Origin of the sequence: Synechococcus sp. JA-3-3Ab (genome assembly GCF_000013205.1) — a bacterium.
GTDB lineage: Bacteria > Cyanobacteriota > Cyanobacteriia > Thermostichales > Thermostichaceae > Thermostichus.
Genome location: NC_007775.1, coordinates 451,081 through 464,167, shown reverse-complemented (window position 1 = coordinate 464,167; position 13,087 = coordinate 451,081). Strand labels below are relative to the sequence as shown.

The 13,087-nt window shown below is 61.2% G+C and carries 11 protein-coding genes; 9 read left to right on the top strand and 2 right to left on the bottom strand.

The annotated features are described in order from the left end of the window. Positions 1-343 precede the first annotated feature (343 nt). The 6 genes from CYA_RS02095 (at position 344) to CYA_RS02070 (ending at position 5,491) form a co-directional block, all read left to right on the top strand. Positions 344-1,399: a leishmanolysin-related zinc metalloendopeptidase gene (locus tag CYA_RS02095; RefSeq protein WP_228375409.1), complete on the top strand. Its 1,056-nt coding sequence runs from the start codon at positions 344-346 to the stop codon at positions 1,397-1,399. Between the two features lie 95 nt (positions 1,400-1,494). Further along, the gene (locus CYA_RS02090; protein ID WP_099834676.1) at positions 1,495-1,782 is read left to right on the top strand and encodes a hypothetical protein; all 288 of its coding nucleotides are present in this window, start codon (positions 1,495-1,497) and stop codon (positions 1,780-1,782) included. Positions 1,783-1,846: 64 nt separating this feature from the next. Beyond that, positions 1,847-2,185 (top strand): hypothetical protein, encoded by a 339-nt coding sequence (locus CYA_RS02085; protein ID WP_011429350.1) that lies wholly within the window; start codon positions 1,847-1,849, stop codon positions 2,183-2,185. Further along, entirely contained in the window at positions 2,185-3,078 is an 894-nt protein-coding gene (locus CYA_RS02080) for a DMT family transporter (protein ID WP_011429349.1), read from the top strand. The genes CYA_RS02085 and CYA_RS02080 overlap by 1 nt, the downstream gene beginning before the upstream one ends. A gap of 4 nt (positions 3,079-3,082) precedes the next feature. Further along, positions 3,083-4,165: a hypothetical protein gene (locus CYA_RS02075; protein ID WP_011429348.1), complete on the top strand. Its 1,083-nt coding sequence runs from the start codon at positions 3,083-3,085 to the stop codon at positions 4,163-4,165. Between the two features lie 30 nt (positions 4,166-4,195). Continuing rightward, positions 4,196-5,491: a class I SAM-dependent methyltransferase gene (locus CYA_RS02070; RefSeq protein ID WP_011429347.1), complete on the top strand. Its 1,296-nt coding sequence runs from the start codon at positions 4,196-4,198 to the stop codon at positions 5,489-5,491. Between the two features lie 48 nt (positions 5,492-5,539). Here the strand turns inward: CYA_RS02070 and CYA_RS02065 are convergent, their stop codons facing one another. Continuing rightward, on the bottom strand, positions 5,540-6,319 hold the full coding sequence (locus CYA_RS02065) for a hypothetical protein (RefSeq protein ID WP_041438081.1): 780 nt from the start codon (positions 6,317-6,319) through the stop codon (positions 5,540-5,542). Between the two features lie 222 nt (positions 6,320-6,541). Beyond that, positions 6,542-6,946 (bottom strand): IS200/IS605-like element ISSoc6 family transposase, encoded by a 405-nt coding sequence (gene tnpA, locus CYA_RS13930; RefSeq protein ID WP_011429345.1) that lies wholly within the window; start codon positions 6,944-6,946, stop codon positions 6,542-6,544. 50 nt (positions 6,947-6,996) lie between these two features. Here tnpA and CYA_RS02060 point away from each other — a divergent pair, with 50 nt between their 5' ends. The 3 genes from CYA_RS02060 (at position 6,997) to CYA_RS02050 (ending at position 12,969) form a co-directional block, all read left to right on the top strand. Next, positions 6,997-8,247, top strand: coding sequence for an RNA-guided endonuclease InsQ/TnpB family protein (locus tag CYA_RS02060; RefSeq protein WP_011429344.1), 1,251 nt, complete (start codon positions 6,997-6,999; stop codon positions 8,245-8,247). Between the two features lie 170 nt (positions 8,248-8,417). Continuing rightward, positions 8,418-9,701: an efflux RND transporter periplasmic adaptor subunit gene (locus CYA_RS02055; RefSeq protein WP_011429343.1), complete on the top strand. Its 1,284-nt coding sequence runs from the start codon at positions 8,418-8,420 to the stop codon at positions 9,699-9,701. A 67-nt stretch (positions 9,702-9,768) separates the two neighbouring features. Further along, complete coding sequence (locus CYA_RS02050) at positions 9,769-12,969, top strand: efflux RND transporter permease subunit (protein WP_011429342.1); 3,201 nt, start codon at positions 9,769-9,771, stop codon at positions 12,967-12,969. Positions 12,970-13,087: the final 118 nt, after the last annotated feature.

The following is a 13,087-nucleotide window of genomic DNA, read 5'->3' as shown; positions in this document are numbered from 1 at the left end:
TAGCTGAGACATCTCCTGGGCGCTTGCCCCTACTCGGGTTTTTCACCGTTTTGGGTGCTTGCCTAGGAAGGGCACGCCTCATCAACAATCACACCATTGGCGAGCAACTTGCTTACGGGCTTTTCCTCGCCGCACTAAAATACGGGGCTACCAAGCTATCCTTGCTGTGTCATTCAGGCCCCAGTTTTTGTTCATGAGGATCCACAGAGGTTTCCCCAGCCTCCTAGACATCGCCCATTGAGAATGGGTATGGGTGGCAGAGCCCAGGGCCAATCCTGCTCGGCAAATGGAGGCAACCGGTATGATCTGTCTGGGCTGTGGGGCTTTTGGGTTGGGAGGCAGTGTGAAGGATTTTCGGAAGCTTGGCGGCAGAACGTGGAGCTTGCGCCCGATCGGATCCCTGGTGGCGATGCTCTTGCTGCTGGCGCTCAAGGCTTGCGGGAGAAGTGGTGGTTCCTCTTCGGTAAGTGTCATTCCTACTCCCATTCCAACCATCGTTCCCACCTCTACTCCAGCTGTCGTCCTCACCCCTACCCCGACTGTTCTGCCTTCGCTGACGCCTACCTCTGTTCCCCAGTTCACGATCGACCTTCGCTTTCCCGACAACAGCCTCACTCCCAGTCAGCAAGCCATTGTCCGCAGCGCGGCCTTGAGATGGCAGCAGATCATTGTCGGGGACCAGCCAGATTTGCCCCCCACCTCTATTCAGGCCGACGCATGCAATCGGGGATTTCCCAGCACGCCGCTCAATTTCCCCATTGACGATCTGTTGGTAGAGGTGAGGGCGAGAGACCTAGGCAACGAGCGGGTTTTGGGGGGGGCGGCTCCTTGCTTTGTGCGGGCCTCGAATGGCTTGCCGTTCTATTCAATTGTGCTCTTCAACAGCCAAAACCTCTCGGCTTTGGAAGAGCGGGGGGATCTGCCCATTACTGCCCTGCACGAGTTGGGCCATGCGCTTGGCTTTTTGCCCAGCGTCTGGGATCCCAAGGGGCTGACGGTAGGGTTGGTGGGGCGGGATCAGCCGACGCCGCCGGGCTATGACCCCCGCTTTATCGGCCCGCGGGCAGTTGACGCTTTTATCACATTGGGGGGGAACGCCCCTTCTGTTCCTTTAGAGAATCAGTTTGGGGAGGGATCCCGCGATGCCCATTGGCGGGAGAGCGTCTTGGGCCGCGAGCTGATGACCAGCCGCCTCGACCGGGGGGTGCCCAACCCCCTGAGCATCCTCACGGTGGGAGCCATGGCGGATATCGGCTACGCGGTGAATCCGGCGGCAGCGGATGGCTTTGAGCTGGGGCGCAGCCGGCGCTTCTCGGAGCCGCTGGAGCTGCAGGAGCTGGAGTTGGCCCTGCCGCTGCGGCGGTTTGATGCCACCGGCAGGCAGGTATGGGATCCCTGAGTCGAAAAAAGCATATCTACCTATAGCCAAGCTGCCCGTTCTTAACAATAATGAATGGCCAGTTGCAGAACTTTACGACATCGGCAAACTCTTATATGGGCATCCTCAAAAAGCTGTTCGGCGGTCTTTTTTCCTTCTTTGGCATTCTCTTCGGCGGCCTAGTGGATTTTGTTACCGGCCCTTTTCGTCCGGCGCCTGCCCAATCCGCTCCAACCCAGTCCTCTAGCCCTGCGGCAACGGCTACGCCTGCCAAGCCCAAGGTGGTGGTTGAGAAGCCGTTTGTGCCCAACGAGATCCCGGCTCCGCGTCCTAACCGTCGCCCTGGGCCGGCTCTGGATCTGTTCCGCGCCATGGCCCAAGAGATCCCGTCGGCGCGGGCCTAGCCTGCCGGGTTTGGGGAGCAGCCCGTAAGATGGAGATGGCGCTGGATTCTGGAGACTGCTCCCTATGTCGGATCTTTCTTTCTCAGAACAAGAACGGCTAAGACAGCTTGAGCTTGAACTGGAGCAGGCAACTGGGGCCTCTGGGGAGCTGAGCTCGTCTCAGGGGAGAAATGCCATTCGCGCTTGGGCTGAGACGTGGGGGCGTCCGCTGCTGACGGTTTTGGCCATTTTGGGCTGTATCCTGCTGGTGGGGCTGATCTTCCGGGTTTTCGGCACCGTTCTCAAGTGGACGGTGGTGGCGGGGCTGGGCTATCTGCTCTACGTTTGGGTGGTGGCGCCGCGGCTGGGCCTTTCCACCGGAGCTAGGCCAAAGGCGGACGACAGGGATCTGGACCGCTTTTGATGGGCAGGGATCCCTGGCGGGCTTATGCCTACCTGGCGGCAGCTATCTTGGGCTGGGCCACGGCGGCCAGCGCCTTTAAGTTTGGCCTGCAACACCTTGCGCCAACGCTTTTGCTAATTTTTTCCGCGTGCAGCTCCTGCCTGATCTTGGGGATGGTTCTGGTGGCTACAGGGCGGGCGCATCTTGTCCGCCAGCAGAAGCGATCCCAGATTGCCTTGTCGGCGCTGCAGGGGCTACTTAACCCGCTTGGCTACTACGGGGTGCTGTTCCAGGCCTATGATCGCCTCTCGGCCCAGGCGGCGCTGGCTTTGAATTACACCTGGCCGCTGCTGCTGGCTCTCTTGGCGGCGCCGCTGTTGGGGGAGCGCCTGCGCGGGCGGCTGCTGCTGGCTTTGGGCATGAGCCTAGTGGGGGCGGTGCTGGTGGCCACGGGGGGATCCTGGGACACCTGGCAGGTGGAGGATCCCTGGGGGGTGGGGCTGGCGGTGGGCAGCGCTGCCATTTGGGCCCTCTACTGGCTGCTCAATGTGCGGGATGGACGGGACGCGGTGCTGAAGCTGTTCATGGGGTTTGTCTTCGGCAGCTTCTACTGCCTGCTGCTCTTGCCGTTTCAGGAGCTGAGGTGGACAATGGCGGGGCTGGCCTGGGCAGCCTACATCGGCTTGGCGGAGATGGGGTTGACTTTTGTGTTTTGGCTGCGGGCCCTGGAGCTGGCCCACGAGCGCGGATCCCTGGCCAATTGGGTCTATGTAACGCCATTCTTGTCGCTGGGGCTGATTGGGGTGCTGTTGCGGGAGCCGATCGCGCCGGGATCGGTGCTGGGCCTGGGACTTATCTTGGCCGGCAACCTCTGGGGATCCCGGCGGGAAAAACCTCAGCCTGTTCTTTCTTAAGGCTATGGCGGTGAATCCCATTCCTCTCTATGTAGCGGCAACGGCCCACGGGTTTGGGCACGTCACCCGGCTGGCGGCGGTGGTGAACACTTTGCGGCGGCAGGATGCGCAGATCCTGCCCATTTGGGTGACGCCGGCCCCCGCCTGGCTGCTGCAGCGCTACGGGGAAGGGGAGTTTGTGCACCGGCCGCGGGGTTTGGATGTGGGGGTGGTGCAGCCGGATGGCTTGCAGGCGGATCTGCCGGCCACGCTGGCTGCTCTCAAGGCGTTTCAAGCGGGGGCTGCCGACCTCATCCGGGAGGAGGCCGAGTTCATTCGCAGCCAGGGGGTGCCGTTGATCCTGGCGGATGTGCCCCCCATCGCCACCGCCATTGCCGAGGCCGCCGGGATCCCCTGCTGGATGGCCAGCAACTTCGGCTGGGATTTTATCTACCAAGACTACGGCCCCCAGTTTCAGCCCTTGGTGGCCTGGATCCGCGAGCTGTACGGGCGCTGCCAGCGGCTGTTTCGCCTGCCCTTTGCCGAGCCTATGGCCGCCTTCCCTCACCAAGAGGCAGTGGGGCTGACGGGGTCGGATCCGCGCTACTCAGGAGAGGAGGTGGCCCGGCGCCTGGGGCTGGAGCGGGAGCGGCCCACGGTTTTGTTAACCTTTGGCGGGCTGGGGTTGCAGGGCTTGCCTTACGAGCGGCTGACGGATTTTCCCGACTGGCAGTTTCTCACCTTCGACCCAAAGGCTCCTGCTCTGCCCAACTTGCAGATTCTAGACGGCCAGGTGTGGCGGCCGGTGGATGTCATGCCCCTCTGCCGTTGGGTGGTGTCCAAGCCGGGCTATGGCACCTTGGCAGAGGCGCTGCGCTGTGGCACGCCCATGGCCTGTGTCAACCGGTCGGGGTTTGCCGAGTCGCCCCTGTTGGTGGAGGGATTGCGGCGCTACGGATGGCACCGCATCCTCTCGCCGGAAGAGTTCTTTGCGGGATCCTGGGACTTCCTGCGGGATCCCCCCTACCCACCCCAGGCGTCGGAGAAGTTGGATCGGGGGGGCAATGAGGCCATTGCCGCTGCCATCGCGGCCTTCCTGAGGCAGTAGCATAGGGAGCAGCTTCTTGGAGCGGATCCCATGGCCGGCAGCACGACCGAGTCTTTGCGGCAAGTCTACGAGGAACTGCCCTATCCCAACGTGCCCGTTGAGGCCTCAGGGCGCAACGCCATCGGCAGCCTATACCGCTCAAGCTGGACGACGGCCCAATACGCCCGCACCCGCGCCATCCTGCCCAGCGAGGGGATCGCCATCCTCAATGTCGGCTGTGGCTCCGGCTGGGAGACCTTGATCTTGGCGGAGGCCAACCCGGGGGCACGGCTGGTGGCCTGCGACCTCTCGCCGGAGTCGGTGCGGGCGACGGAGCGACGCCTGCGCTACCACGGCTTCGGAGAGGTGGAGCTGTACGCCCTCGACCTGCTGGAAATTGAACAACTGGGGCAGCAGTTTGACTTCATCAGCCTCAACGACGTGCTCTATTTGCTCGAGGATCCGGTGGCGGGCTTGAAGGCGCTCAAGCGGGTGCTCAAGCCGGACGGCATCCTGCGGGCCAACCTGCACCACGCCTACCAGCGGCAGGTGATCTTGCGCATGCAGGAGGCGTTCCGGCTGCTGGGGTTGTTTGATCTGCCCACGCCCGAAGCCTGCCGGCGGGTGCGGGAGTTCATGGCCAGCCTGGCCTCTGACGAGCTGCGGGTCTCCCTGCACTGGGATCCCCAGATCTACAGCGACGACACCAACATCCGCGCCAACTACCTCTTGCCCGGCGACAAGGGGTTTTTAATCCCAGACTTGATGCGTATGCTCCAGGAGGCGGAGCTGGGCTTGGTTTGCCTGGTGGACTACGCCGACTGGGATCCGGCGCTGCTGTTCAAAGACAGGGCGATGCCGGCCTGGCTGCAGGTGGAGCTGGACAAGCTCTCTCCCGCCGAGCAAAACCACTTCTACGAGCTGATCTACCCCGACCACCGCCTGATCGACTTTTGGGCCGAGCACCCCGGCTCTTCCCTGGTCTTGCCCTGGAGCGACGCCGACTGGCTGGAGGGCAGGGTGCAGCTCAACCCCATCCTGATGGACAATGCCGAATTTCGCCGCAACTTCGCCCAGGCCTACGAAAAGAAGCTGGAGTTTACTATGAACTGGCCGGGGGCCAGCCGCGGCCGCCTCGCCATTCCGGCTCCCCAGATGGCCTGGCTGGGATCCCTCTTGCAGGGGCCAGTGGCGGTGGCCAGCTTGATCGAGCAGGCGGCCCAAGCCCATCAGATAGAACCGGAAGCGGCCCAGGAGCAGGCGCTCACCTACCTGGCGGGGCTGGAGTCGTTTCTGTTTGTGATGTTGGATCCCAGCCCAGCTTCTCTTGGCGCAGAAGGGGCTTGAAATGGCGGCAATCTGGGCCCCGCCTTGGGCGCGCAGGGGAGCGGATCCCTAGCGATCCACCAGGCGCAGCTCAAAGGTGAGGATGTTGGCGGCCAAAATTTCCAAGGCTCCCCCCTCGATGAGCTCGCGGCTGAGGGCAGCCCCGGAGCCACTTTGTTGGATCAATTCTCGGCTGCGGCGCATCGTCTCCTGGCGCTGGGGATCGTCCACGACCACCTGCCGCTGGTTGGAGAGGCTGAGGCGGTAGTAGTGGGGCAGCTCGCCGCGGGTGGCGTCAATGGCCAAGTTGGTTTCCTCGGGGGCGACGCGGAAGGGGGCGCGGGCGGTGAGGAGAGCCACCTGGATATCCTGATCCCGCCCGTCGAGGCCCTCTAGCTCGGAGATGTCGATCTGCAAGCGGAGGGTGTCGCGGTCGCGGCTGAGGCGCTCCACCCGCACCTGGTTGAAGCCGACGGCAAACTCCCGCTCCGGCTCGCCAAACCGCTGGATGGTGGACTGCAAGACCGACTCTTCGTTGAGGGGGGTAACCCGGATCAGGTAGTCCCAGTTCTGGACAAAAGCATACTCATTGGGCCCGACGCGGACATTGGGATCCACCAGATTGGCGGTGGGGCCGGGGCTGCCGGCCCGGCTGAGGGCCACCAGGTACCAGTAGTTGGGGCTGATGGGCAAGCCCATGGTCATGCGCACTTCCAACACCGGCCGCGCCCAAGCGGCAGCCGCCGTGAGGGCTGTGATGGCTGCTGCCCCGAGGCAGCTCCACAGCCAGTGCTGAGGACGAAGCTGAAGCTGCGGTGGGCGAAACCAGGTTACGGCCACAGTTCTCATGTCAGCTTTTTTAACCCCGGCAACTCGCCTTCGCGCCAGGCAACAAAAGACCCGCTGCTTGCGCGACAACTTTGGAACAGTCTAGCCGAAGATGGCCGTTGTCCGGCCAGTTGGGGCTCTGGATCCCGAAGCTGGGCTTTTGGCTAAGCCTACACAGAGGGATAGCTTGGTAGCCTCGCACTTTAGCGCGGGGCGGAAAAGCCCGAGAGCGACTTTAGTCGCTTACCAATGATGTGGGTCATTGATATAGTTTTGAATTACCTCAGCGCTAGCATTCCCCGCAGTACAGAAAAAATAACTTCTGCTCCAAAGGCTAGGTAGTTTTCGCAGGTTAGGAAACTTCTGCCTTAAATATTTGGAAGCTCTACCTTTGAATGCTTTTACCACAAGATGAATTGGGTCGGTAGGCTTAATCTCAAGAAACAGGTGGACATGGTCTGGAGCTATTTCAATCGCTCTCACATGCCAACCCTTCTCGCTAGACAGCTCCTGCCATAGCTCAAACAACCTGTTCCTGACTTCTCCTACCAAGACCTTTTTCCTTCTCTTTGGGCAAAAAACGAGGCGAACAACCGCTAGCCCCACAGCATGGTTGTAGTGATTGTACCGTTGGCTTCCCTCTCGCATTGTTGCTTACTTATGTTAGACTGCAGTTATCATGCCACTTACCAACAAGTATGGGGTACGGCTGTCAGCAGGTTCTCGTCAGGGACAGGGAGCTACTCCCCGTATTAGAGTACTTGTGTCAACAGTCTAATAAGGTGTACAACTGCGCTTTGTACTATGCGCGACAAGTCTATTTCAAAACAAAGCGATTGGCAAGCTATGGTGAGCTTTGCGCTGAAATGGTGAGAACCAAAAACAAGCACTTTATCGCAATGTATGTTTCCGCCGCACAACAGACGTGTAAGTCTGTAGCTGAGGCACTAAGTAGTTTTAAGACAAAGCTGAAACTTTTCTTGCAAGAAGAGATTAGCTTAAGACCAAACCTACCGCGCTACCGTAAGAAGGGAATGTTCACGGTAGCATACCCGAAGAAGTGGCTTAAGTTCCAAGAAGGAAGAGTCAGAGTGCCGCTCGGCAACCAGGTCAAAGCTTGGTTTGGGATAGACGCTTTCTGGATACGATTTCCTACCAACTTAGATTGGAAAAATATTAAGGAGCTAAGAATTCTGCCCAGGCATGGGGTGTTCTACTTGGAGTGGATCTATGCTAAGCCCGCTCAACCGCAATCGCTGGATCCAAAAAAGGTACTAGCAATTGACCACGGAGTAAACAACTGGCTTACGTGCGTTAGCAACTTAGGGCATAGCTTCATCATTGACGGACGCAAAGTCAAATCCTTTAACCAGTGGTACAACAAGGAGGTGGCTAGGCTTAAGACTGACAAGCCGCAGGGGTTTTGGTCGCAGAAACTTGAGCGAATTACGGAAAAAAGAAGCCGGAGGATGCGAGATGCAATTCACAAAGCTGCGCGCAAGGTCATTGACTTCTGTTTGCACCACTCGATTGGGAGAATCATCTTTGGTTGGAACAAAGAACAAAAGCAAGAATGCGGTTTAGGGAAGGTCAATAACCAAAACTTTGTTTTAATTCCAACAGGTTGGTTAAAGGAGCGTATTGCGGAATTATGTCAGCACTATGGCATTGAGTTTATCGAGGCGGAGGAGGCGTACAGTTCGCAGGCGAGCTTCCTAGATGGAGATGAGCTACCTAATTATGGTGAAAAACCCGACGGGTGGAGACCCTCTGGGAAGCGTGTCAAGCGGGGCCTGTACCAAACGGCAAAGGGGTGGTTGGTCAACGCTGATGCTAATGCTGCCGCCAACCTGCTTAAGAAAGTAAGCAGAACCTTGGGGCTTTGCCTTAAGGAACTGTCTAGAGGCGCTTTGACAACGCCGTTACGGGTCCTTCTGTGGACTGCGTAAGAATCCCCCGCCTTCAGGCGGCGGGAGTGTCAACTTAGTTCTGGATTGGGAAGGATGGCCAGCGCTTTTGCACAGGCACAGGAAGGCACAGGCTCATTACCTTGGTTGGTTGAGCCAATGCAGATGGGGGATCCCTCTGTTTGGGTGCTCGTTGGGGGAGCAGGTTGAGGATGCGATTGCGAACAGTTCTGCCGCTGTTGGGTTTTTCTTTGCTCCTGGCTGCCTGTCGGCCCGGCGGGCCCCCTCGCGGCATGGAGAGTGGAGAAGGCCAGCCGACACCGGTGGCCATCGGCGCCGTGGAAGAACGGCTCATTCAGGAGACGTCGGAGTTCATCACCAGCCTCGGATCCCAGCAGGTGGCCAGTATTCGGCCCCAGGTGAGCGGCCAGGTGACCCAGGTGTTCGTGCGGCTGGGATCCCAGGTTTCTGCCGGGGCGCCTCTGTTTGCCATCGACAGCCGGCAACAACAGGCGGCGGTGGCCGGCCAAGCGGCCGGGATCGCGGCGGCTCAGGCCAACCTGGAGAGCAGCCGAGCCGTGCTCAGCCAATTGCGGGCGGATCGCCTGCGGCTGGAGGCAGCGGCGGAGTTCGCCCGGGATCAACACCAGCGCAACCTGCGCCTCTTGGCCGAGGGGGCCATCAGCCAGGCGCAAGTGGATCAGTCCAGCCGCGATCTGCGCCAGGCGGAGGCGGCCTTGGCGGCGCAACAGGAGCAGATCCGGGCCCAAGAGGCGGCCATTGTGCGGGCAGAGCGGGAGGTGGAGCGGGCCCGGGCCGAGGCGGAGCGGCAGCAGGTGCAATTGCAGTTTTTCCAGGTCACGGCTCCCTTTGCGGGCATTGTGGGGGATGTTTTGGTGAGGCAGGGAGACTACGTGACGCCTCAGACGGTTTTGACCACCTTGACCCAAACCCAGGCGCTGGAGCTGAACCTCAACATCCCGTTGCAGCGGGCCCCCCAGCTGCGCATTGGCACGCCGGTGCAGATCCTGGATAGCCGCGGCGAGGTGATCGGCAGCAGCCAAATCTCTTTCATTGCTCCCGAAGCCAACGCCGCCACGCAATCGGTGCTGGCCAAGGCTCTTCTGGAGAACCCTGCCGGCCAGTTGCGCTCGGCCCAGTTTGTGCGGATTCGGGTCATCTGGGAGGAGCGGCCAGCTTTGCTGGTGCCGGCAACGGCGGTAGCCCGTCTGGGCGCCCAAACCTTTGTCTACACGGTGCAGACGACAGAGCCACCTGAGGAGGGCAAGCCCCCCGGGGCGGTGGCGGTGCAAAGGCCGGTGCGGCTGGGATCCCTCTACGGCAACAGCTACGAGGTGCTGGAGGGGCTGAAGGCCAACGAGCCGATTGTGCTGAGCGGCCTGCAAAAAATCCGCGATGGCGCCCCGATTGTCGATGAGGTGCTTTTGCAGCAGAGGATGCAAGGGGAGGGGAGACCGCCTGGATCCCCGCCCTAGATTTCTCCTCTTGAGCGGTTTCCCAACTTGGTCATCCCCTTCTACTCCTTACGCGGATCCCTGGCCTATGTTTGTCGACTTTTTCATTCGCCGTCCTGTTTTTGCCAGCGTCTGCTCCATCATCATTGTGCTGGTGGGAGCGGTGAGCATTCCCCTATTGCCGGTGGACTACTACCCGCAGGTGGCGCCGCCGGCGGTGAGGGTGACCGCCGTTTACCCTGGAGCCGATGCCGAGACGGTGGAGACGGCGGTAACCAATGTGCTGGAGCAGGAGATCAACGGCGTCGAGGGCATCCGCTACATCTCTTCGGTGAGCAGCAGCAACGGCACCAGCCAGATCACCGTCACTTTCAGCCCGGATCGGGATCTGGACACGGCGGCTGTGGATGTGCAAAACCGGGTGGCACGGGTGCAGGCGCGGCTGCCGGCAGAGGTGATCCAAAACGGCCTTAGTGTAGAAAAGGCCGGCGATAGCGCTTTTGTGCAGGTGGTGGCGCTGCGCTCAGAGGCAGGGGAATACGACGAGCTGTTTGTGAGCAACTACGCCGAGCTGTTCGTGCGCGATGCCCTGCGGCGCATTCGCGGCGTCAGCGATGTCATCGTCTTCGGGGAGCGCACCTATGCCATGCGCATCTGGCTGGATCCGACGCGGCTGGCCGGCTATGGGCTGACGGCGCTGGATGTGGTGAACGCCGTGCGCCAGCAAAACATCCAGGTGCCTGCCGGACAGATCGGCAGCCAGCCCAGCCCCCCGGATCAGGAGGTTCAGATCAGCGTCCAGGCTACGGGGCGGCTGTCGCAGCCGGAGGAGTTTGCCCAAATTGTGCTCAAAGCCAGCCCCGACGGCAGCTTGGTGCGCATTGCCGACGTGGGTCGGGTGGAGCTGGGGGCCCAAAGTTACGATACGTTCTTCCGCATCGGCGGCCAGGAGGCGGTGGGGATCGCCATCACCAAGCAGCCGGATGCCAACGCCTTGGAGGTGTCGCGGCAGGTGCGGCAGACGTTGGCGGAGCTCTCCCGTAGCTTCCCGCCCGGCTTGATCTACGAGATCGCCTTCGACGCCACGCTGTTTATTACGGAGTCGGTGCAGGAGGTGATCTTCACCCTGCTGCAGGCTATTGTCCTGGTGGTGCTGGTGCTGTTTATCTTTTTGCAGGATTGGCGCATCACTCTCATCCCCACTGTCACGATCCCGGTGGCGCTGCTGGGGACGTTTGCGTTTGTGCGCCTGTTCGGCTTTTCCATCAACACCCTGACCATGTTCGGCCTCACCTTGGCCACCGGCCTGGTGGTGGACGACACCATCGTGGTGGTGGAGAACATCTCCCGCTACATCCGCGACCGCGGCATGCGGCCTCTGCAGGGGGCCTCGGCGGGGATGAACGAGGTCCTGGGGGCGGTGATCGCCACGACGCTGGTGCTGTTGGGCCTGTTTGTGCCAATCGCGTTCTTTCCCGGCACCAGTGGCCGCATCTACCGGCAGTTTGCCGTCACCATTGCCGTATCGGTTTCGCTGTCTACCTTCAATGCCATTACCCTGGCTCCGGCGTTGTCGGCGCTGCTGATCCGCCCCCGTTCGGAGCAGATGTTTTGGCTGTTGCGCTGGTTTGACCGGGCCGTGGAAGGGATCCGCGCCGCCTATCGTCGGTTCCTGGAGCTGGTGGTGAAGCTGCGGCTGCTGGTGGTGGCGGGGTTTGTCGCCTGTCTGGGCCTCACCTACTGGCTGTTCCAGGTCGTGCCGACCGGGTTTGTGCCGGATGAGGATCAGGGCTTTTTCATCACCATCATCCAGGGGCCGCCGGGGGTTTCTCTCAATTACACCGACCGGGTCATCCGGCAGGCCAGCGCCATTTTGGACGGGATCCCGGAAATCGAAAACCAGGTGATCGTGGGGGGGTTCAGCTTTACCGGGCCCTCGCCGGGGAACGGGTTAATCTTCGCCACCCTCAAGCCCTGGGACGAGCGGCGGCGACCGGAACAATCGGCGCAGGCGATTGTCAACCGGCTGTTCGGGCCCTTTTTGGGCGGGATCAGCCGCTCGTTGGTGATCCCGATTTTGCCGCCAGCCATTCCCGATTTGGGGGTTACGGGCGGGTTCACCTTCCAGCTCCAGGATCGGGGGGTGAACGATTTCAACCTGCTGCAGCAGACGGCCAACACGCTTTTCTTCGTGGGCAACGCGCCGCCCCCGCCGGGCCAACCCCCCCTGGGCGTGCGGATTAACCCGCCCACCTTCAACGCCAACTCCCCCCGGTTGCAGGTCAAGGTGGATCGGGACATGGCCCAGGTGCTGGGGATCCCGCTGGCCGAGGTCTTCGGCACGCTGCAGACCCTGTTGGGGGGCACCTATGTCAACGATTTCGACCTGTTCAACCGCAACTACCGGGTCTATGTGCAGGCGGATCAGGCTTTCCGGGGCAGCCCCGAACGTATCGGCCAGTTCTACGTGCGCAGTGGGCAGGGGCAGCTTTTGCCCTTGAGCACCCTGGTTCAGGTGGAGGAGACCACCGGCCCTGCAATCATCAACCACTTCAACCTCTTCCGCTCGGCGGAGATCCAGGGCAGCCCGCTGCCGGGCTTCAGCTCAGGGCAAGCCATTCGGGCTATGGAAAGTCTGGCTGCCCGCTTGCTGCCGCAGGGGTTTGGCTTCGAGTGGTCGGGCCTGTCCTTGGAAGAGATCGAGTCGGGGGGACAGGCGCCGCTGATCTTCGCTTTGGGGTCGGTGTTCGTCTTCCTGGTGCTGGCGGCCCAATTTGAGAGCTATGTGGATCCCTTGATCATTCTGCTGGCGGTGCCGCTGGCGGTTCTGGGGGCGCTCTCGGCCCAACTGCTGCGGGGCCTGGCCAACGACATCTTTTGCCAGGTGGGGCTGGTGATGTTGATCGGTCTGGCCAGCAAGAACTCGATCTTGATCGTGGAGTTTGCCAACCAACTGGTTGCCCAGGGGATCCCGCTGGTCAAGGCCGCGATCCAGGCGGCGGAGACCCGTTTCCGCGCCATCCTCATGACGGCCCTAAGCACGATCCTGGGGATTTTCCCGCTGGCCGTGGCCAGTGGCGCCGGGGCTGCCAGCCGCCAGTCTGTGGGCACGGCTGTTATCGGCGGTATGTTCGTCTCGACCCTGCTCAGCCTGCTGGTGGTGCCGGTGCTCTATGTCGTGATCAAGAGAATCCAGGCGCGAGTTTTGGGGAGCGAATCCCGTGGGGATCTGGCCCATCTGCCGCCGCCGGAGGATCCCAAGGGTCTGTTGCCGGAAGAATCGACTTGATTGCAGGGCAAAACCTATGGCTGTGGATTCCAGCTTTTTCCAGCGACAGGGTTGGTAGGCCAACCACGCTGAAAGAGCGCCCAGCCACCCTCTTGCAGGAGCGGTGCAGAGTGCTGTC

Excerpts from the sequence above, each read along its gene's own strand:
- CYA_RS02060 (WP_011429344.1), top strand. The coding sequence starts at position 6,997 with ATGGGGTACGGCTGTCAGCAGGTTCTCGTCAGGGACAGGGAGCTACTC.
- CYA_RS02090 (WP_099834676.1), top strand. The coding sequence starts at position 1,495 with ATGGGCATCCTCAAAAAGCTGTTCGGCGGTCTTTTTTCCTTCTTTGGC.
- tnpA (WP_011429345.1), bottom strand. The coding sequence starts at position 6,946 with ATGCGAGAGGGAAGCCAACGGTACAATCACTACAACCATGCTGTGGGG.
- CYA_RS02080 (WP_011429349.1), top strand. The coding sequence starts at position 2,185 with ATGGGCAGGGATCCCTGGCGGGCTTATGCCTACCTGGCGGCAGCTATC.
- CYA_RS02065 (WP_041438081.1), bottom strand. The coding sequence starts at position 6,319 with ATGAGAACTGTGGCCGTAACCTGGTTTCGCCCACCGCAGCTTCAGCTT.
- CYA_RS02070 (WP_011429347.1), top strand. The coding sequence starts at position 4,196 with ATGGCCGGCAGCACGACCGAGTCTTTGCGGCAAGTCTACGAGGAACTG.
- CYA_RS02050 (WP_011429342.1), top strand. The coding sequence starts at position 9,769 with ATGTTTGTCGACTTTTTCATTCGCCGTCCTGTTTTTGCCAGCGTCTGC.
- CYA_RS02055 (WP_011429343.1), top strand. The coding sequence starts at position 8,418 with ATGCGATTGCGAACAGTTCTGCCGCTGTTGGGTTTTTCTTTGCTCCTG.
- CYA_RS02085 (WP_011429350.1), top strand. The coding sequence starts at position 1,847 with ATGTCGGATCTTTCTTTCTCAGAACAAGAACGGCTAAGACAGCTTGAG.
- CYA_RS02075 (WP_011429348.1), top strand. The coding sequence starts at position 3,083 with ATGGCGGTGAATCCCATTCCTCTCTATGTAGCGGCAACGGCCCACGGG.